Source organism: Brucella pituitosa (assembly GCF_003049685.1).
GTDB lineage: Bacteria > Pseudomonadota > Alphaproteobacteria > Rhizobiales > Rhizobiaceae > Brucella > Brucella pituitosa.
In genome coordinates, this window is the sequence record NZ_PYSY02000002.1 from 1,028,942 (window position 1) to 1,047,110 (window position 18,169).

Genomic DNA, 18,169 nt, shown 5'->3' on the forward strand with positions numbered 1-18,169 from the left:
CGTTCCGGCTTTTACACCCGCTTCGCGGGACGCTTGATGCTCGTATAGGTGAAAACCAGCGACAGGATATAGATCCCCACAAATACGAAATTGAGACCAGCAATCCAGTCATTGCTGTCACCATAGTAAATCAACAGAAGCCACACGAACAAAGCTTTGGCTGCAGTCATCAGCACCATGTTCAATGTGCGCAGACCAGACTGACCACGCGCATAGAGAATCTCTGTTTGATACTCGATCAGGTTACGGAACCCCGGCACCAGCAACACCAATGGCAGCAGCCCGACAATTGGCGCGACGCTGGCACCCAGCGCTTTCGGGAAGAATTGCAGGAAGATCACCATTGCGCCCAGACCTGCCACCGATATGGCAAAGACCGCAAATTCCAACCTGGCCCTGATGCGCAGCGATGCCAGCATATCGGGCGTGCGCATTAGCTTCTGCACAAGCATCATATTGAAGGAACGGATCGGCAGTGCCGTCAAATCGACAAGGCGCATGATAATCGCATAGATGCCCGCCGTCGTTGGCCCACCAATGCTCAGCACCAGAAGCTTGTCGAGTTCGCTCTGGATATAGAACAAAAGCTCGGCACCCATTACAGCAATGGAATCAGATATACGCCGGGCATAAAGGCGCGGTTCAAAACGCAATTTCACCCGTGGATAGAATCGAAGCGCGACAATCAGTGCCATGGCGTTGGCCGCCAGATACCACCATGCCCAATGCGCAACATCATGGGTTGTCGCCAGAAACATGAACAAGACCGCAGCAACAGCACGCGTTACAGTTCCGAAAATCACAAGCAACGCTGAAATGCCAAACCGACGCAGCCCGTTATTGACGATGATGATCATTTCCGTCGAGCGCCACAAAAGCGCTTCGGCGATGACAACAACTGCGAACGGCAAAAATGAAATGTCCCGGCTGAAGAAGACGAAGTAAACCAGCCACGAACAGAGCGCAAAAAGCGGCAGGGAAACAAGAACCGCCGCCAAATAACCGGCTGTATATGTGCCAAGCAACAGTGGCTTCACCGTCGAGATGCGATAAAGCGGCGAGCTGAACCCCAGTGAAACAAGGCGCGACAGAACCACACCAGTGCCTGAGGCGGTAGCAAAGATACCGAAGTCTCCAGTCGGCAAGGTGTTGGCAAGTGCGATAAAATAAAGAAGGGAAACAACCAGTCGCCCGGCAGAGCCAGAAAAGAGCGAGAAATAGTCCCGCACGACTGCGCCTCGGCTACCCGATAGTTTCTGGAGGGCTTTCGCGATCAACCAAGGGCCTCGTCTTTATATTACCTGTTGCTTGTTAAGCCGCATATGTCGACCATAGAGCGATACTTAGCGAAAAAGACTTAATTAAAAAGCACTAACCCGATAATCGGTACGTATTTTAACCATTTGTTCTCCATAAAAAACCTATAGTCGAAAGCATGTAGACTATTCTGGGGTACGGACATCTTTGACGATGAGCGGTAATGACAAGCGCAATAAGGGAAGAGAGGAAAAGCCTCTTCTCGCATTTTCAGACGCGCCCGAGACAAGCCGCGAAGAATCTGACACGTCCAAACGTGACCCTCAATCTATCACTCCACCCATCACTCCACCATGGACCCCGCCTGCCACTCCTGAGGAACGCGCAGAACTTTTCCGCTCCCAGCAGGAAAGCAAAGCTGCGGAAGAAAAAGAAGTTTCCGAGCTTCGCAGTCGTATGGCTTCGATAAAGGCGGAGCTGGAGCGCAAGATTGCGGAACGCGAACAGAGCGTCAGTTCGTCCACGGATGAAGTGGCCAAAGTCAGCGCATCGGAACCGAAAGCCATCGTCACGGATGATACATGGCCCGCAAAGCGCGATGCGTCGAACACCGAATGGAAGCCACTTATCGATCCACGCATAGCGATTGAAGTCGTCAAAGGCTCGCGCAAATTGCTGATTGCGACGACGCTGATCGGCGGCATTGCAGCAGCTCTCTACGCTATGACGATCCCACAAATGTATGTTGCTTCGACTGATATTCTGGTCGACCCGCGCAGCATCAAGACCGTCGGCACCGAACTGACCCCGGGACAATTGCCCACCGATGCATCGCTGGCAATTGCTGAAAGCCAGGCGCGATTGCTTGATTCGAGCAGTGTTTTGCTCAAGGTCATTAGTCAGGCCGATCTGACCAAAGATCCTGAGTTCAACGGCAGTTTTGTTCCCACCGGTATTGCCGGCTTTTTCGCGCAGCTTAAAAGCATGATTAAGCCAAATACTGCGAGCGAGGGTCAGGCACTTGAAACCCGCGTTCTATATAATCTTTACGACAGCCTTACGATCGGGCGCGACGCCAAGACCTTCATCTATTCGATTTCGGTCAAGACACGCAGCCCTGAGAAATCGGCTGAAATTGCCAATCTCGTCGGTTCCGTGTTCCAGACAGAGCTTGACTCCCTCCAATCCGATGCCGCTCGCCGTAATGCGGAAGAGCTTTCGAAGCGCCTCGCCGATATGCGTGCAAGCGTGGAGAAAGCGGAACAGGCCACAGCGGATTTTCGCGCGTCACGTGATCTGGTCGATGTTGATGGCAAGCTGATCAGCGATAACGATCTTACACGCCTGAATGATCAGCTCACCAATCAGCGCGCCGAAACCGTGCGTCTTCAGGCGCGTGTTCAGGTTCTCAATGATGCGACAACGGGCAGTGTCATTTCCGGTACATTGCCGGAGGATCTGCGTTCCAACACGCTGACGGCACTGCGTGCGCAATATGCGCTGGCCAGCCAGAGCGCGAATGGAGCGTCCACTCAGCTTGGGCCGCGCCACCCGCAACTCATTCAACTACAGTCGCAAAAGCAGACCGTCCTGAATGATATCGATGCCGAACTGCGCCGTATCCGTGCGTCCTTGCAGGTCGAAGTACAACGCTCTGCCCAGCAGGAACGCGATCTCAATACGCGCCTCGCACAGCTCAAGTCGCAGCAGGCCAACAGCAATGACGATCGGGTGAAATTGCGGGAACTGGAGCGTGAAGCTTCAACTCTGCGCTCCGTATATGAAGCATTCCTCCTGCGTTCACGCGAAACTACCGAGCAGCAGGGCATCACGACCACTAATGTCCGTGTAATTTCTGAGGCACGCCCACCGCTTGATCCTGCTGGATCTTCGCGCAAGCTGATTGTGATCACAGGCCTGATCGCAGGTCTTCTGGCAGGTCTTGCCATTACAGCCGTCCGCAACTTCGGACGGCTGGTGCGCTTGTCCTAGGATCAGTCTCCGCAAACCAGCGCTGCGTCAGGCTGTCTGACGCGTAGCTGTTTCAACACGCGGCAGCTTACGGCCGCTTGCGCGCAAAATGCCCTGCGCTCCGTCGAGATGGCCAGATTTCAGCTCAATTGCCAGAAAGCGCCGCTTTTCGAACGGCCCAGGCATCGCAAGTTCAGCGGTCTGTTCCGCTGAAAAACCGAAGCGTTCATAATATTCCGGATCACCAACAAGCAGAATAGCACCATGGCCGAGCCGTTTGGCTTCTGCGATCGCGTAGTTCATCAACCCCGAACCGATACCACAGCCCGCAGCCGATGGATCAACTGCAAGTGGACCAAGCAGCAAAGCTGGAACCGGAAAACCGAAAGCATCAAGCCCGGCTTGGACATTCCACAGGCGCACCGTGCCTGCCAGCGAACCATCCGCGCCAACAGCGGAAAAAGCCAGACCTTCCGCAGGCAGGCGACCACGGCGCAGCTTTTCAGAAGATTTTCTGCGACGGCCTTCGCCCATAGCGCGATCAAGCAGAGCTTCGCGCGCAATGATGTGCTCTACCGCCTCAACCGCAACGGTAAAGGCAGGGACAAAGAGCGGCGAAAGGCCGGTTACAATATTTTCCTGAATTTCCAGATTTGCGTTCATGACATCTCACCCCAAGCATGGGCAGCCGCACATCCTGCCCAGCACTTTGCAGCGCCAGGCAGATTGAGAGGATCAATTAGACTTAATAACGGTATGATCTCATCGGAAAACCGGTTCCCGCTTTTCGGGATCATACCAAGCCTAAAAGATCAGATGACGTATGATCGGAGCGGCTCAAAACCGTTGAAAGCCACCGCCGAATAGGTGGTGGTGTATGCACCTGTGCCTTCGATGAGAACTTCATCACCGATGGTCAGCGAAACCGGCAGCGGATACGGCGTCTTTTCATAAAGAACATCCGCACTGTCGCAGGTTGGGCCAGCCAGCACGCAAGGTTCGGTTTCGCCACCATCATGAGGAGTCACGATCTGATAGCGGATCGCTTCATCCATGGTTTCGGCGAGACCGCCGAATTTGCCGATGTCGAGATAGACCCAACGCACATTGTCGTTGTCCGACTTACGCGAAACCAGAACCACTTCGGTCTTGATGACGCCTGCATTGCCAACCATGCCACGGCCTGGTTCGATGATGGTTTCCGGAATGCGGTTGCCGAAATGCTTCGAAAGCGCATCGAAAATCGCCATGCCGTAAGCCTGAGCGGTCGGTACATCCTTGAGGTAGCGGGTAGGAAAACCGCCGCCCATGTTGACCATGCGCAGAACGATGCCTTCGTCAGCCAGCGTGCGGAATACCGATGCTGCATCGCCGAGCGCGCGATCCCATGCAGAGAGGTCTGTCTGCTGCGAACCGACGTGGAACGATACGCCGTAAGAGTCGAGGCCGAGCGACTTTGCATGACGCAGCACGTCGATAGCCATCGCAGGCACGCAACCGAACTTGCGCGACAGCGGCCATTCAGCGCCTTCACCATCGGTCAGCACACGGCAGAACACACGGCTACCGGGAGCAGCGCGAGCGACTTTTTCGACTTCTTCAACGCAATCAACTGCATAGAGGCGAATGCCCAGCTCGAAGGCGCGCGCAATATCGCGCTCCTTCTTGATGGTGTTGCCATAAGAGATGCGGTTTGGCGTTGCACCGGCTTCCAGTGCCATTTCGATTTCGGCAACCGATGCCGTATCGAAGCACGAGCCAAGCGATGCAAGGAGACGCAACACTTCAGGTGCTGGATTTGCTTTCACAGCATAGAAAATGCGCGAGTAAGGCAATGCCTTTTCAAAATTCTGATAGTTTTCGCGCACGACATCGGTGTCGACGACGAGGCAAGGGCCATCGGGACGGCGGGTGTTGAGGAAGTCGATAATACGCTGCGTTGCCATGGTCGTTCTCCCGCGCGGCTTGATCTGCCGCATCTAGAGCGCAATCCAGAAAAAGATTGCGCAGAAAAAACACTTAGGGAATCTAACCGAGCCCACCATGGGCCAAGAAATTCTCTAAGAGACAAAGTATGCATAAGCGCATTCGCGGTGAGGCCAGCCTTTGGAGATGCTGAGGTCACGCGAAAACTCATGCGGCGGTGGAACAACGCTAAACCCGCGTTACTCCGCTTTGTCTGCCTTGGATTGGAATTGGAGAACCGCATCCGCACTTTTGGCAATGAAGGTGTGCCTCTTCAGTAATTCCGGCTTTTGGACAGCCGAAAGACACCAGAAAGGCCCGCACCGTCGTTGCTTCAAGATGTCCTCGATCTGGCGGTTGGCCTACAGATCGACTGGAGCGGTTAGGTCCAGGTACCGTACCGAATTCCTCACCATTCGAGGATCGGCGGACACCCACAGGCACGTGCGACTTTGGGCAAGGGCGATATAATCTCAATCATGTGTTGATTCAATGACAAATGCGGGGTGCGCAAAAATAATTTTAAAGCTGACTCGCTGCTGCGTGCGCTTGCCATTGTTCAACATTAGTGAAACAATCCGTCCCGTTAATTTCCCTTTCTTTAACCATAAATGCTGATTTCGGCAGCAAGTCGTGAACAATGACCCGCCTCGATTCCTTCAACGCCATCATCGCGAAAACTGAGAATGCGCCTGCTCACGCAACTCATGGCGTCCTTCTAAGTGCAACTCTTGCGGTCAAAGACATCTATGATGTGGCCGGAATGAAAACCGGCTGCGGAAATCCGCAGATTTTAGCCGAATCACCTGTTGCCACCAGATCAGCGCCGACAGTTGAAAAACTGCTTGCAGCAGGCGCCGCTTTCATCGGCAAAACCCAGACCGACGAGCTGGCTTTTTCGCTGATGGGACAGAACTCCCACTACCCTTATCCCATAAATCCGTCCGCCCCTGACCGCGTTACGGGTGGCTCATCGTCCGGCTCTGCAGCAGCTGTTGCAGGTGGATTGGCGGATATTGCGCTCGGCTCCGATACGGGAGGCTCAATCCGCGCACCAGCCAGCTTCTGCGGTCTTGTCGGCCTGCGCACCACCCACGGACGTATTCCGCTTGAAGGTATCATGCCGCTTGCGCCTTCCCTCGACACGATAGGTTGGTTTGCGCGCGATATCGATCTTTATGAAAAGGTCGGCCAGATTCTGCTCGGCGAGGACAAGCAGACTTTCGCCTTCTCGCAGCTTCTTTATATGCCGCTGCTGGAGCATCTGCTGCTTGATCATCCTGAAACAGACAGCTATCGCGCCATGTTTGCGAAAGTGCGTCCACATTTTGCAAACCTCAAGGCCGCAAGCCAGCCAACGCTTTCGATAGATGAGTTATATCTCACCTTCCGCCAGATACAGGGCGCAGAAGCCTGGGCAACCCATGGCGCGTGGATTTCATCAGGTGACCGCAAGCTCGGCCCCGGCGTCGCCGACCGTTTTGCATACGGGTCAGAAATCACCCAAGAAACCCTGGCGCAACACCGCAGCCGTCGCACGCGGTTCACTCAGGAATTGGAAACAATCATCGGTGACAATGCGGTACTGGCGCTGCCAACCGTACCGGGCGCCGCACCTTTTGCCAAAGAGCCGTTCGAGACATTACAGGCCTATCGCGAACAGGCGCTACGCCTTCTCTGCCTCTCCGTTCTTTCAGGCTTGCCGCAGATCACAGTGCCGCTCGGAACCGTTCACGGCGCGCCCATGGGCATTTCCTTCATCGGACCACGCGGCAGTGACCGCGCACTGATCACACTCGCTCAAAAGATTCTTATTCAGACACAAGGCTGAGCCATGGACACCCTCACACGTATGCGCGCATTTATCGATGTGGTCGAAGCGGAAGGCTTTTCCGCTGCAGCGCGAAAAATCGGACGTTCCAAGGCACTGCTCTCCAAATATGTGCGGGAACTTGAAGATGAGCTTGGCGCACGCCTGCTCAACCGCACAACCCGACAGTTCTCGCTCACTGAAGCAGGCCATACCTACTATCATCGCGCTATCGAGATCATTCGTGAAATTGACGCGTTGCAGGATGCCGTCAGTGAAACCAGTTCCGATGCACGCGGCCGCATCAAGCTCTCAGCGCCGCGTACCTTTGCCGATGCGGTGATCGGGCAATCGCTGATCGATTTCTGTCTCTCTCATCCGGAAATCGTGCTCGACGTACGGCTGGATGACCGTTTTGTCGATCTGGTGGAAGAAGGTTTTGACCTCGCAATCCGTATCACGCGCCTGCAGGACTCCTCTCTGATTGCCAAAAGGCTCTCACCGTTCCATTCCGTGTTGTGTGGCGCACCTGAACTGATCGCGCGCGTGGGCAAGCCGGAACGCCCCGAAGATCTTGCCGATAAGCCGTGCATCATCGACACCAATGCACGCTCACGCAACAACTGGCATTTCCGCAATACGGACGGCTCGATGATGACCGTCAACGTTCACGGCCCGATCGAGGTCAATAGCCCTGTTGCTACCAAAACTGCAGCCATTGCCGGGCTTGGTTTCTGCTCCCTGCCAGCATTCATCGCCGAAGAAGAGATCGAGCGAGGCAGGCTCATTCCCTGCCTCGATGAATTCATTGTGAGAGATGGCGGCATCTACGCGGTTTATCCGCATCGTCGCTATTTGCCAGCCAAAATCCGCGCTCTGGTCGACTTTCTGACGCAGTGGTTCAAGGAACGCGAAATGCGCGAAGACACAAAACTGTAAAAGATCGCGGTATAAAAGGCGGCACCTGTATCACTTGTCCCACTTTCGCCGCCTTCACCCTTATGGCTTGCATAAGCTTTCACGGAATCCATATATGCTCAATTTGCGCTCATGGCTGAAAAGCCCCCTTGGCCTTGCCGTAACACTGGCGACAGTGTTTGCGCCTCTGGCCGCGAGCGCGCACCCGCATGTCTTTGCCGATGCAAGGCTGGAACTGACAATTGCACCGGACGGCACAGTCGAGAAACTTGCTCATATCTGGCGCTTCGATGATGTGTTTTCATCAACCGTGCTGATGGAGTTCGACAAGAATGGCGATTTGCAGCTCGACAAGAATGAACTGATCGACCTTGGCCACGTCATCAACAGCTCCATCGCCGAGTTCAAATATTTCCAGACCGTGCTTGCCGATGGTAAAGATGTAAAAATGGCACGACCGAATGATCTGGCAGCTGACTTCTCCGACAATCATCTGATGATCGTTTTCACCAGCAAGCCTGAAAAGCCGCTAAAGCTTGAACCCGGACACAAGGTCAGTTTCGGCGTTTACGATCCGACCTTTTACACGGCCATCGACTATGTGAGCGATAATGAGCTGGTCGTCAAAGGGCTGCCCGCAGGCTGCAAGTCTGAGGTCATTCGCCCTAACCCCGATGAAGCGCTTGCGCAAAATCAGGGGACGCTGACGGAAGCCTTTTTCAATGATCCGGCAGGCACAGACATGTCGAAGATTTTCGCCACGCGCCTTGAGATAGACTGCGAGAAAAAAGGATAATCAGCCTTATGAAGAAAACGGTCCGTTTCATTCTCACAGTCAGCCTTGTTATGATCGCCGCTCAGGCTTGGGCGCAATCATCTCTTGGCATCGGTGCCAATGAAGTCGCCATGAAACCGACCGGACCTTTTGCGCATATCATTCTCTGGATGAATGAACAGCAGCGCAGCTTCTATCTCGCCATGACCAACGCGCTCAAAGCCATGCGCGAAGACCCGTGGCAGGCATCGGTTCTTATCGGCCTTTCCTTCGTTTATGGTGTTTTCCATGCTGCTGGCCCCGGCCATGGCAAGGCGGTCATTTCGTCTTACATGATCGCCAATGAAACGGCGCTGAGACGCGGCATCTTCCTGTCCTTCATCTCGTCGCTTCTTCAGGCGATCATGGCGGTCTTCGTGGTCGGACTCGCATGGTTTTTGCTACGCGGCACCGGCATTTCGATGAACCAGACGGCGCGCTATATGGAGATTGCCAGTTTCGCGCTGGTGCTTTTCTTTGGCCTGTGGTTGCTGGCACGCAAATTGCCGCTTCTGTTCAAGAAGCGTGACAGTGCCGAGCCTTCCCCGACAAGCGCGCTTTTTGCAGCAGCGCCTCAAACGGCAATGGCCAGCGGTCCAGCCTGGCAGGGCAGCGTTTCACAAAGCACGCGTGCGCTCGCCGCAAGCAGCACGGTCAAGCTGAATTACAAGCCCGCCAATACCACGACAGATCACGTCTTCATCGGCGAAGGCGATATTTGCGCTGATTGCGGCAATGCCCATATTGCCGATCCATCGACGCTTGGCGACGATTTCAACTGGAAAACGGCTTGGTCGGCGATTCTCTCTGTCGGCCTGCGCCCCTGCTCAGGCGCGCTGATCGTGCTCACCTTTGCACTTCTCAATGGTCTGATGGTTGGCGGATTGCTCTCGGTCTTCGCGATGGCCTTCGGCACATTTCTAACCGTCGCCATACTCGCAACCCTGGCCGTAACCGCCAAGAACACGGCATTGCGCTTTGCAGGCAGCAGCGCCATGTCCGGTCGCTTGAAAGCAGCGATTGAAGTAGGCGCGGCACTATTTATTGCGCTGACCGGCGCTCTGTTGCTTAGTGCTGCACTCGTAGGTTAGTCCTTATTCTGGCGGCGCGAACGCAGCCAGAATATGCCAAAGAAACTGAGTACGAAGAGTATCCCGAAAATAACCGCTGCGATGTGCGAGCGTTCGCCAAGCGCGATCATGATGGTTGGCAAATAATAAGCGAGCACGCCAAAACCAACCAGGATAATGGCTGCGGCAATTGCCGGATTGCTCTTCTTCGGTTCAGCCGCCAATGCGAAAATCCTCTAATTTTCTGATCTGCTGACCGTCACTATCAAAGTTTGTCGGCGCAAGCCATGCCTGATAAGCTTGTTTCAGCGCTGGCCATTCGCTGTCGATGATCGAAAACCATGCGGTGTCGCGGTTTTTGCCTTTCGCCACCATATGCTGGCGGAAAGTACCCTCAAACTGGAAGCCGAAACGTTCCGCCGCGCGCTTGGATGGCGCGTTGCTATCGTTGCATTTCCACTCATAGCGGCGATAGCCCAGCTCATCGAAAATGTGCTGCATGAACAGGAACTGCGCTTCGGTGGCAGCGGGTTTACGCGAGATGAGCGGCCCCCAATAGATATTTCCAATCTCGATGGCACCATGAACCGGATCGATACGCATCAAGGCCTGACGACCGGCGACCTTACCGCTGGCCTTATCAATCACCGCAAAAAATAACGGATCTTCGCTGGCTGACACTCTTTCAAGCCACGGCTGAAAAGCTTCACGCGTTGCAGGTGGAACTTCGAACAGCCATGTGAAACGCTGATCGGCATCCGTTACGGAAGACGCCGCAAACAGCTCGTCACCATGCTTTTTCGCATCAAGCGGCTCAAGCCTGACATAGCGGCCTTCCAGAACCTTGCGTTCAGGCCTCGGGCGGGTGGTCCAGTTCTGCAAATCAGTCATTTCAATGCTCCCATTTTATAGCGACAGGAACATAAAAGGCGGATTACGCAAACAGGAAAATTGTCACCCTTATTTTTCTCTGATTGCGGCACGATCCACGGAAACAGCTTTGACGAGCGCCACGACCTGAACACCTACAGCAAGGCCCAGATCATCGACCGAACGCCGCGTCAGTCGCGCACCCAGACGCCGCCCCTGAAAGTCAAGCGCAACATGGGCATTGGGGCCCTCTCCCGCTTCAATCGCCACAATGGAAACTGGCAACACGTTGCGGATACTGATCGCATCAGGTGCCTTGCGCGCAATGGAGACATCGCGTGCGCGAACCCGAAGACGCACATGCATGTTCTGTTTAAGCCCGGCATCGCTGAGCTGGAATGTCGTCCCGCCAAGATCGATTTCCGCAAGCTTGTAGCGCTCATCATAAGTCGAAACCGAGCCTTCAAGCAGCACACCAGCGCCCTCACCGTCCCCATCAATCAGCGGGAAGATCTCGGCAGCCTCGCCACTAGCTTTCACCTTGCCAGCCGATAGAAGAACGATTTCATCAGCAAGCCGCGCAACCTCGTCGATTTCGTGGCTGACATAGATGATCGGCACATGGCTTTCATCGCGAAGCCGCTCGATAAAGGGCAAAATCTCCTGCCTGCGTGCATGATCCAGAGAGGACAGCGGCTCGTCCAGCAACAAAAGCGCGGGGTCAGACAAAAGCGCACGACCAATGGCCACACGCTGGCGCTCGCCGCCCGAAAGAGTTGCCGGACGACGATCCAAGAGATGATCGATACCAAGCAGCGCCACAACCTCATCAAAGCTGCGGCTGTTCTGGCGTTTTCCGGCCCAGCGCGCATAAGTGAGGTTTCGCTTCACGCTCATATGCGGAAACAGCCGCGCTTCCTGAAACACATAGCCGATACGGCGCTTTTCAGGTGGCAGGTTGATCCCCTTTTCGGCATCGAAAAGCGTGAAGTCACCAACTGCGATGCGCCCGCTTTCCGGACGCAGCGTTCCGGCAATCATCTTGAGAAGCGTTGTTTTGCCAGCGCCTGAATGGCCAAACAGAGCCGTGACACCCCAACGAGCAGCAAAATCTGCTTCGACCGCGAATTTGCCATTGCGGCCAGCGACGGAAACTTCAAGACCGCTCATTTCGCTTCTCCTGCAAGCCTGCGCTGTAACCATTCAGACAACACCACGGCAGCAATGGAAATGGCTGCAGAAATCGCTATCAGACGGAAAGCTTCGGCGTCGCCTGTGGGCGTCTGCAAAAGCGCATAGATCGCCAGCGAAAGCGTCTGCGTTTCGCCCGGAATGTTGGAAACAAAGGTGATGGTCGCGCCGAACTCGCCCAGCGCCTTGGCAAAGCCAAGCACCGCACCCGCCAGAATGCCCGGCAGCAAAGGCGGCAAAATCACCGTGAAAAAAGCAATGACCCTGTTGGCGCCGAGCGTGCGCGCTGCTTCTTCAAGCCCTCGATCAAGCCCCTCAATCGAAAGACGAATAGGGCGAACGAGCAGCGGAAACGCCATGACACCTGCAGCAAGAGCTGCACCGGTCCAGCGGAAGGAAAAGGAAAGGCCGAGCCATTCCTGCAACGGCACTCCAAGCGCGCCACGCGATCCAAACCAGATCAACAATAAATAGCCTGTCACCACCGGCGGCAGAACCAGCGGCATGGTGACAATGGCCTGCACAAGAGACTTGCCCGGAAAATTAAACCGGGCAAGAATCCACGCAACAAGAAAGGCAATTGGCAGAGCGACAACAATAGCGATCCCGGCAACCCGCAGCGACAGAGCAACAATCTGCCAGACATTACTTTCCATTGCTTGGGCCTTCCATCATTACTGAGCGGCCTCTACAGCGCCAACGAAGCCCTTGTCCTTGATGATCGCCTGACCGGCATCGCTTTCAAGGAACGCAAGGAATGCCTTGGCGGCATCATTTTCGTTCTTTGCAATCAGTGCTGCAGGATACAGGATCGGAGCATGGCTCGAAGCCGGGAAGCGATAGGCTTCAACGAGTTCAGGCGCAGCCGCACGATCGGATGCATAGACGATTGCCGCCTTCACTTCGGCGCGGCTCACATATTGCAGCGCAACGCGCACGTTTTCGGTGAAAACGGCATTCTTTTCGACGTCTTTCCAGATATCGAGCTTTTCAAGCGCTGCCTTGCCATATTTGCCAGCAGGAACGTTTGATGGATCGCCCATTGCGAAACGACCAGCGCTGAGTAGTTCCTTGGCTTCACCCTTCGGCGTTTCCTTCTGCGTTGCAATTACCAGCGCATTGCCTGCAATCACCTTGCGCGAAGCCTTGTCGATGGCATCGGCCTTTTCGACATAATCCATCCAGTCAAGATCGGCAGAAATGAAAATATTTGCGGGAGCGCCCTGCTCGATCTGCTTTGCCAGAACCGAAGACGAAGCAAAGGAAGCCACAACTTCCGTGCCGTCCTCGGCTTTGATCTGCTTGGCGGCTTCCTCGATCACATCCTTCATGCTGGCTGCAGCAAAGACCGTGACCTTTTCGGCGGCATGAGCAACCGATGCAGCACCAGCTGCAACCGTGATAAGAAACGCAGCGATAAGTTTTTTCATTGTCTACCTCCATAGAGCCCGTATTTCGGGCAAACACCATCACGCGCCGGAAAAAATCCGCCGCCGTTTGTTCGAGCATCAAGACCTGTCCAGATGCTCTAACTTGCGATGATGGGTATGATGGAGGCAAACGCGACCCGGATGCCGTCAGACCCTTTTCACACGGGCGTCCATGCAAAAGCCGCCCAGAATTTCCGTAACGAATTCAGATCGTTCCGAAAACATAGCCACCTTAAAGGGGAGTATTAGCTTTGGCTAGTGCTGATAAGAATGATGCGGCAAAAGAAACCCCAACATCCTATATTCTAGCGTCCAATGTGCTTGTGACTTGAGCCACGAAGCTTGGCGAGTTTTACCTGCTTTTCGCGCTCGGCAAAACGCGCGCGATCTTCCGGCGTGCGTTCGTCGTAGCAACCAGCGCAGGAAATGCCTTCCTCGAAGAACTGGGAAAGCTTGTCTTCAGCCGTAATCGGACGACGGCAGGCGCGGCAAAGCTCAATATCGCTTTCGGTCAGGCCATGACCAATTGCCACGCGTTCATCGAACACGAAGCATTCACCATTCCACATGCTTTCTTCGCTCGGCACTTCCTCAAGATACTTCAGAATGCCGCCTTTAAGGTGGAACACATCGTCGAAGCCCAAACCTTTGACGAAAGCAGTCGCCTTTTCACAACGAATGCCGCCGGTGCAGAACATGGCGATTTTCTTGCCTTCAAGCTTGTCGCGGTTCTGCTCCACCCATTCCGGAAATTCGCGGAATGTCTTGGTGTTTGGGTCAAGCGCGCCCTCGAACGTACCAATAGCATATTCGTAATCATTGCGCGTATCGACGACGACCGTGTCTTCATCGGCAATCAGCGCGTTCCAATCCTTGGGCGCAATATATGTGCCAACACTTTTCAGCGGATCAATGCCATCGACGCCCATGGTGACGATTTCGCGCTTCAAACGCACCTTCATGCGATAGAACGGCATTTCGCTGGCATGAGAGTATTTGAGTTCCGGATTGGCAAGCTCCGGGATCGACGTGATGTAAGCCACGAGCTTCTCAATCGCTGGCTTTGTTCCTGCAACTGTACCGTTGATGCCTTCCGCCGCCAGCAGCAGCGTCCCCTTGATGCCGTTAGAGCAGCAAAGTTCGGCCAGCGGCTCGCGCAGGCTTTCATATTGCGGCAAACGCGCAAAGCAATAAAGGGCAGCAACAGTAAAAGGCAGATTGCTCATCGTTCGATCTCTTCCAAATTTCCTCCGAACTAGTCCTCGAACGCGGCAAATTCAAGTTATTTATCCCCCTCCTCTCAAGACAAGCGAAAATCCGGCTTCGATAAACGCGGTTTGCAAGAGGAGAAACCTGATGTTCGATACGGAAAGTTTTGCAGAAATCATCTCATTGGCAAGGCAAGCCGGAATTGATCCGGCAGCGCTTCTGGCAGTGGCTGAAGTGGAAAGTGGCGGTCGCGCGCTTTTCGACATTAATGGCAAAAAAGAACCGGCAATACGCTTTGAAGGCCATTATTTCGACCGGAGGCTTGCAGGCCGTATTCGTGATCAGGCGCGTCAAGCCGGATTATCGGCGCCGGAAGCAGGGCGCGTGCGCAATCCGAAGACCCAGCGCGAACGCTGGCTTTTGCTTGAGCGGGCCGTGTCTATCCATAAGAAGGCGGCGCTTGAATCCACCTCATGGGGACTTGGTCAGGTGATGGGCGCCCATTGGGAATGGCTGGGCTATAGCAGCATTGATGAACTGATGGCGGAAGCGCGCAGTTCTGTCGGTGGACAGGTCAGACTGATGCTGAATTTCATCGACAAAGCCGGGTTGAAGACAGCACTGGAGCAGAAAGACTGGCGCAATTTCGCACGCCGCTATAACGGGCCAGCCTTCACACGCAATCAATATGATAGCCGCATGGCCGCAGCCTTTGAACGCTGGAACCGCAGCCTCGGCCGTATATTGCAAGCGGCATAACACTGCCGCGCCGCGCATCGGTTTTGATGTACGCGGTAGACAAACAAGGCCATGCACTTTAAATCGATTTTTACCCGCACACTCAAGCAGAAGAGCAAGCTCATGCCGCAGAAAACCGATCTTCTCGTTCCCGTCCTGCAAGGCCAACCAGTCATTCCCGTCTTGCTGATTGATAAGGTTGAACATGCGGTTCCGCTGGCACGCGCGCTGGCCAAGGGTGGATTGCCAGCAATCGAGATCACCTTGCGCACGGCTGCAGCACTCGACGCGATCCGCGCGGTCGCATCGGAAGTGCCGGAAGCAATCGTCGGTGCAGGCACTATTCTCAATGCAAAGCACTATGAAGACGCTGCCAAGGCAGGTTCACGTTTCATCGTCAGCCCCGGCGTTACGAAATATATTCTCGCTGCAGCCAACGACAGCGACGTGCCACTGCTGCCAGCAGCGATCACGCCAAGCGAAATGCTGGCGTTGCGCGAAGAAGGCTATACACATCTCAAGTTCTTCCCGGCAGAACAGGCAGGTGGTGCACCATTCCTGAAAGCCCTGTCATCGCCATTGGCCGGAACGATCTTCTGCCCGACTGGCGGCATCAGCCTTTCCAATGCGAAGACTTATCTTTCGCTGCCAAACGTCATCTGCGTAGGCGGCTCATGGGTTGCGCCAAAGGAACTGGTCGAAGCTGGCGATTGGGACGGCATTACCAAGCTCGCAGCAGAAGCCGCTGCCTTGAAAGGCTGAACTTAAGAAAGCGAAATAAAAAAGGGGCCTCAAAGGCCCCTTTTTTGATCTGTTGGAGGATCAGTTCGTTTCGGTGAACTTAGCCACGGTCAGGAAGGTGACAGCATTGCCACTGAACTGATTGGCGCGTTCACTTGGCAGGTCGCCACGCTGGAAACCTGCGGTGTAAACCATTGCGGGTGCAGTGCGCATCGCATCGTTACGCAGGACCGGATTGGTCGTTGGGGCGGTCTGTGAAACAGAATCGGATGACATAGCGACAGCAGAGGCTGGCATCGCAGCAGGCTGCACGACAGGACTTGGACGCGCATTTGCTCTGGCTACATGGCGATCACCTTTACCCGAAGAACGGGCGCTGCTTTTCGTTCCATGACCATTGGTTGCAACACGCTGACGCGCTGGAGCAGGAATAGCTCTGGCAACCGAAGCCGTCTTAACAGGCGCAATCTTCGCAGGCTCACGGTTTGCTGACGCTATAGGCTGCGTGTCGAAATCATCTTCCGGCGGCGCAATCAGCTCACCGATTTCATCCTTTTTGGAGAGCAAGGCCAGTTGCGTATTAGCGCGCGGCGCCTCTTTCGGCACAGGATAAGCTGCGGCAGCACCCGGCTGAATTGCATTTCCAGCATCGGCGACAGTCGCTGCACTATCCGGATTGTTATTCACAATCTGAGCGATCGCATCCTGCGGGTTCAGCTCATCACGTTCAGGCCGGGCGCTCGGAACTGCGGCAGCGGCGACCTGCGTAGCCACTTCCTGCTGCGGACGCATGGACGGAATTGGAACAAAACCGGTCATGAGTGGGTTAGGACTAGCGTCAGCGACTTCTTGCATTGTCGCGTCGGCTGGCTGTGCAGCCGCAAGTGCAATCGCATCCTGAGCAGCATTTGCCGGTTTACGAGCCGGGATCGGGACATTGAGGGCAACTACGGGCGCTTGCTCAGCTTGCTGTGGCACTTCAACAGTCGCTTCAGGACGTGGGGCCTGCATTGGTACCGGCGCCTCGCGGGTCGGCAAGGCCGCAATCATAGCTTCCGGCTGCTGCACAGGAGCAGGCGGCGCGACCGCTGGTGCCTGACGAGCAGGTGCAGCCCGGGCAGGACGAACCGTCGCCGGGGCTGGCGCGGCATCATTGCCATTATCTTCTTCTTCGTCAGCACCGCCACCACCGAACAATGCGCCAAACAACGTCTTGCTCTTACGAGGGGCTGAATTGCTGGCCATCATGACGCCACCACCGCCAGCTTTGCGCTTTTCGATCATGGCAAGCGCCTGCTCATAGCCCGGCAATGGCTTGCCATCAGCTGGAAGGTGAGCGGTCTTGCCATCCGGGAACAGAGCCAACAGCTCGCGGCGGCTCATACGTGGCCACGAGCGTACATTGCCCACATCCATGTGGGTGAAAGGCGAGCCGGAACGCGGATAATAGCCAACACCACCGATCTGATAGCGCATCCCGATACCGCGCAGTTTTGCAAGCGGTACACCGGGAATGAAAAAGTCCATAGCGCGACCCAGCGTATGCTGGCTCTTCTTGGCCACACCGCTGGATTTAGAGCGCAGCATGTTGTTGGTCGCAGGCGAACGGTAGGCAGAAACAACTGTGATGTACTGGTTGGAGCCGGTAGAGCGATAAACCTGCCACACAAGGTCGAACAGGCGCGGGTCCATTCTGGTCGGCTCGTTGCGACGCCAGTCGCGCAGGAAGACATTCAGTTTCTTCAAACCATCAGGCAAGAACTTACCGTTCTTTTTGAAGGTGATTTCTGCCTTCTCACCGGTATGGACATAATAGAGCTTCAGCGTACGGGTTTCAGCCGATGCCTGCGACGGCGCAAGTGCCGTAACGACTGCGGCTGCAACCAAAGATGCGGAAACAGAAGAGCGAACCCGAGATACGGAAGCAGACAATCCAGTCTGGCCAGTCTGGCCAGTCCAGCCATTCCAGACTTTCGCCAAGCGCGCTTTAATGGTCGATATCCTGCTCATTGAATTATATCGCCTTACCGTGTTGTCCGCCCAAAGGGCCATATCAGAGCTCGTAGAAACGAATATGCATGAGCCCCGATTGTCGGATTTAATGGTTAATGGACGCTTAGTGAACAACAAATGAGGAAACACCATGGCAAAAAAGACACACAGGCGCATCTATTTTCGTCATGGT

At 54.9% G+C, this 18,169-nt stretch carries 17 protein-coding genes; 7 read left to right on the forward strand and 10 right to left on the reverse strand.

Annotated elements, in window-relative coordinates; all coding sequences use genetic code 11:
* Window positions 1-11: 11 nt before the first annotated feature.
* On the reverse strand, window positions 12-1,277 hold the full coding sequence (locus tag C9380_RS17260) for a lipopolysaccharide biosynthesis protein (RefSeq protein ID WP_128094123.1): 1,266 nt from the start codon (window positions 1,275-1,277) through the stop codon (window positions 12-14).
* A 193-nt stretch (window positions 1,278-1,470) separates the two neighbouring features.
* Here C9380_RS17260 and C9380_RS17265 point away from each other — a divergent pair, with 193 nt between their 5' ends.
* The gene (locus tag C9380_RS17265; RefSeq protein ID WP_128094124.1) at window positions 1,471-3,249 is read left to right on the forward strand and encodes a GumC family protein; all 1,779 of its coding nucleotides are present in this window, start codon (window positions 1,471-1,473) and stop codon (window positions 3,247-3,249) included.
* Window positions 3,250-3,276: 27 nt separating this feature from the next.
* Here the strand turns inward: C9380_RS17265 and C9380_RS17270 are convergent, their stop codons facing one another.
* Both C9380_RS17270 and odc2 read right to left on the reverse strand, forming a co-directional pair.
* A complete protein-coding gene (locus tag C9380_RS17270) occupies window positions 3,277-3,891 on the reverse strand; it encodes a GNAT family N-acetyltransferase (RefSeq protein ID WP_100557383.1) in 615 nt (204 codons plus the stop codon).
* A gap of 149 nt (window positions 3,892-4,040) precedes the next feature.
* Window positions 4,041-5,174, reverse strand: a complete 1,134-nt coding sequence (gene odc2 / locus C9380_RS17275; protein ID WP_128094125.1) for an ornithine/lysine decarboxylase — start codon at window positions 5,172-5,174, stop codon at window positions 4,041-4,043.
* Window positions 5,175-5,833: 659 nt separating this feature from the next.
* Between odc2 and C9380_RS17280 the strand changes: the two genes are divergently transcribed.
* The 4 genes from C9380_RS17280 to C9380_RS17295 all read left to right on the forward strand — a co-directional run bounded on the left by C9380_RS17280 (window position 5,834) and on the right by C9380_RS17295 (window position 9,826).
* Window positions 5,834-7,024, forward strand: a complete 1,191-nt coding sequence (locus C9380_RS17280) for an amidase (protein ID WP_128094126.1) — start codon at window positions 5,834-5,836, stop codon at window positions 7,022-7,024.
* A 3-nt stretch (window positions 7,025-7,027) separates the two neighbouring features.
* The gene (locus tag C9380_RS17285) at window positions 7,028-7,942 is read left to right on the forward strand and encodes a LysR family transcriptional regulator (RefSeq protein WP_024895939.1); all 915 of its coding nucleotides are present in this window, start codon (window positions 7,028-7,030) and stop codon (window positions 7,940-7,942) included.
* A gap of 94 nt (window positions 7,943-8,036) precedes the next feature.
* The gene (locus C9380_RS17290) at window positions 8,037-8,717 is read left to right on the forward strand and encodes a DUF1007 family protein (RefSeq protein ID WP_024895940.1); all 681 of its coding nucleotides are present in this window, start codon (window positions 8,037-8,039) and stop codon (window positions 8,715-8,717) included.
* A gap of 8 nt (window positions 8,718-8,725) precedes the next feature.
* Complete coding sequence (locus C9380_RS17295; RefSeq protein WP_128094127.1) at window positions 8,726-9,826, forward strand: nickel/cobalt transporter; 1,101 nt, start codon at window positions 8,726-8,728, stop codon at window positions 9,824-9,826.
* On the opposite strand, the gene C9380_RS17300 is transcribed toward C9380_RS17295, so the two are convergent.
* The 6 genes from C9380_RS17300 to trhO all read right to left on the reverse strand — a co-directional run bounded on the left by C9380_RS17300 (window position 9,823) and on the right by trhO (window position 14,522).
* The gene (locus tag C9380_RS17300; RefSeq protein ID WP_007877114.1) at window positions 9,823-10,029 is read right to left on the reverse strand and encodes a hypothetical protein; all 207 of its coding nucleotides are present in this window, start codon (window positions 10,027-10,029) and stop codon (window positions 9,823-9,825) included. The genes C9380_RS17295 and C9380_RS17300 overlap by 4 nt on opposite strands.
* Window positions 10,019-10,696: a GNAT family N-acetyltransferase gene (locus tag C9380_RS17305; RefSeq protein WP_128094128.1), complete on the reverse strand. Its 678-nt coding sequence runs from the start codon at window positions 10,694-10,696 to the stop codon at window positions 10,019-10,021. The genes C9380_RS17300 and C9380_RS17305 overlap by 11 nt, the downstream gene beginning before the upstream one ends.
* Before the next feature lie 69 nt (window positions 10,697-10,765).
* Window positions 10,766-11,845 carry a molybdenum ABC transporter ATP-binding protein gene (modC, locus tag C9380_RS17310; RefSeq protein ID WP_128094129.1) on the reverse strand — a complete coding sequence of 360 codons (1,080 nt, stop codon included), beginning with the start codon at window positions 11,843-11,845 and terminating at the stop codon, window positions 10,766-10,768.
* The gene (modB, locus tag C9380_RS17315) at window positions 11,842-12,522 is read right to left on the reverse strand and encodes a molybdate ABC transporter permease subunit (protein WP_100557389.1); all 681 of its coding nucleotides are present in this window, start codon (window positions 12,520-12,522) and stop codon (window positions 11,842-11,844) included. The genes modC and modB overlap by 4 nt, the downstream gene beginning before the upstream one ends.
* A gap of 18 nt (window positions 12,523-12,540) precedes the next feature.
* On the reverse strand, window positions 12,541-13,296 hold the full coding sequence (gene modA, locus C9380_RS17320; RefSeq protein WP_128094130.1) for a molybdate ABC transporter substrate-binding protein: 756 nt from the start codon (window positions 13,294-13,296) through the stop codon (window positions 12,541-12,543).
* Between the two features lie 305 nt (window positions 13,297-13,601).
* Entirely contained in the window at window positions 13,602-14,522 is a 921-nt protein-coding gene (trhO, locus tag C9380_RS17325; RefSeq protein ID WP_024895947.1) for an oxygen-dependent tRNA uridine(34) hydroxylase TrhO, read from the reverse strand.
* Between the two features lie 130 nt (window positions 14,523-14,652).
* On the opposite strand from trhO, the gene C9380_RS17330 reads away from it, so the two are divergent.
* Together C9380_RS17330 and C9380_RS17335 are read left to right on the forward strand one after the other, a co-directional pair.
* A complete protein-coding gene (locus C9380_RS17330) occupies window positions 14,653-15,264 on the forward strand; it encodes an N-acetylmuramidase family protein (RefSeq protein WP_100557391.1) in 612 nt (203 codons plus the stop codon).
* A gap of 102 nt (window positions 15,265-15,366) precedes the next feature.
* Complete coding sequence (locus C9380_RS17335) at window positions 15,367-16,005, forward strand: 2-dehydro-3-deoxy-phosphogluconate aldolase (protein WP_128094131.1); 639 nt, start codon at window positions 15,367-15,369, stop codon at window positions 16,003-16,005.
* Window positions 16,006-16,065: 60 nt separating this feature from the next.
* Here C9380_RS17335 and C9380_RS17340 read toward each other — a convergent pair whose 3' ends face one another.
* The gene (locus C9380_RS17340) at window positions 16,066-17,994 is read right to left on the reverse strand and encodes a peptidoglycan L,D-endopeptidase MepK (RefSeq protein WP_024895950.1); all 1,929 of its coding nucleotides are present in this window, start codon (window positions 17,992-17,994) and stop codon (window positions 16,066-16,068) included.
* Window positions 17,995-18,169: the final 175 nt, after the last annotated feature.

Coding starts and splice junctions, on each gene's coding strand:
- C9380_RS17340 (WP_024895950.1), bottom strand. CDS start 17,994: ATGAGCAGGATATCGACCATTAAAGCGCGCTTGGCGAAAGTCTGGAAT.
- modA (WP_128094130.1), bottom strand. CDS start 13,296: ATGAAAAAACTTATCGCTGCGTTTCTTATCACGGTTGCAGCTGGTGCT.
- C9380_RS17265 (WP_128094124.1), top strand. CDS start 1,471: ATGAGCGGTAATGACAAGCGCAATAAGGGAAGAGAGGAAAAGCCTCTT.
- C9380_RS17335 (WP_128094131.1), top strand. CDS start 15,367: ATGCCGCAGAAAACCGATCTTCTCGTTCCCGTCCTGCAAGGCCAACCA.
- C9380_RS17270 (WP_100557383.1), bottom strand. CDS start 3,891: ATGAACGCAAATCTGGAAATTCAGGAAAATATTGTAACCGGCCTTTCG.
- modB (WP_100557389.1), bottom strand. CDS start 12,522: ATGGAAAGTAATGTCTGGCAGATTGTTGCTCTGTCGCTGCGGGTTGCC.
- trhO (WP_024895947.1), bottom strand. CDS start 14,522: ATGAGCAATCTGCCTTTTACTGTTGCTGCCCTTTATTGCTTTGCGCGT.
- C9380_RS17285 (WP_024895939.1), top strand. CDS start 7,028: ATGGACACCCTCACACGTATGCGCGCATTTATCGATGTGGTCGAAGCG.
- C9380_RS17295 (WP_128094127.1), top strand. CDS start 8,726: ATGAAGAAAACGGTCCGTTTCATTCTCACAGTCAGCCTTGTTATGATC.
- C9380_RS17280 (WP_128094126.1), top strand. CDS start 5,834: ATGACCCGCCTCGATTCCTTCAACGCCATCATCGCGAAAACTGAGAAT.
- C9380_RS17305 (WP_128094128.1), bottom strand. CDS start 10,696: ATGACTGATTTGCAGAACTGGACCACCCGCCCGAGGCCTGAACGCAAG.
- odc2 (WP_128094125.1), bottom strand. CDS start 5,174: ATGGCAACGCAGCGTATTATCGACTTCCTCAACACCCGCCGTCCCGAT.
- C9380_RS17290 (WP_024895940.1), top strand. CDS start 8,037: ATGCTCAATTTGCGCTCATGGCTGAAAAGCCCCCTTGGCCTTGCCGTA.
- modC (WP_128094129.1), bottom strand. CDS start 11,845: ATGAGCGGTCTTGAAGTTTCCGTCGCTGGCCGCAATGGCAAATTCGCG.
- C9380_RS17330 (WP_100557391.1), top strand. CDS start 14,653: ATGTTCGATACGGAAAGTTTTGCAGAAATCATCTCATTGGCAAGGCAA.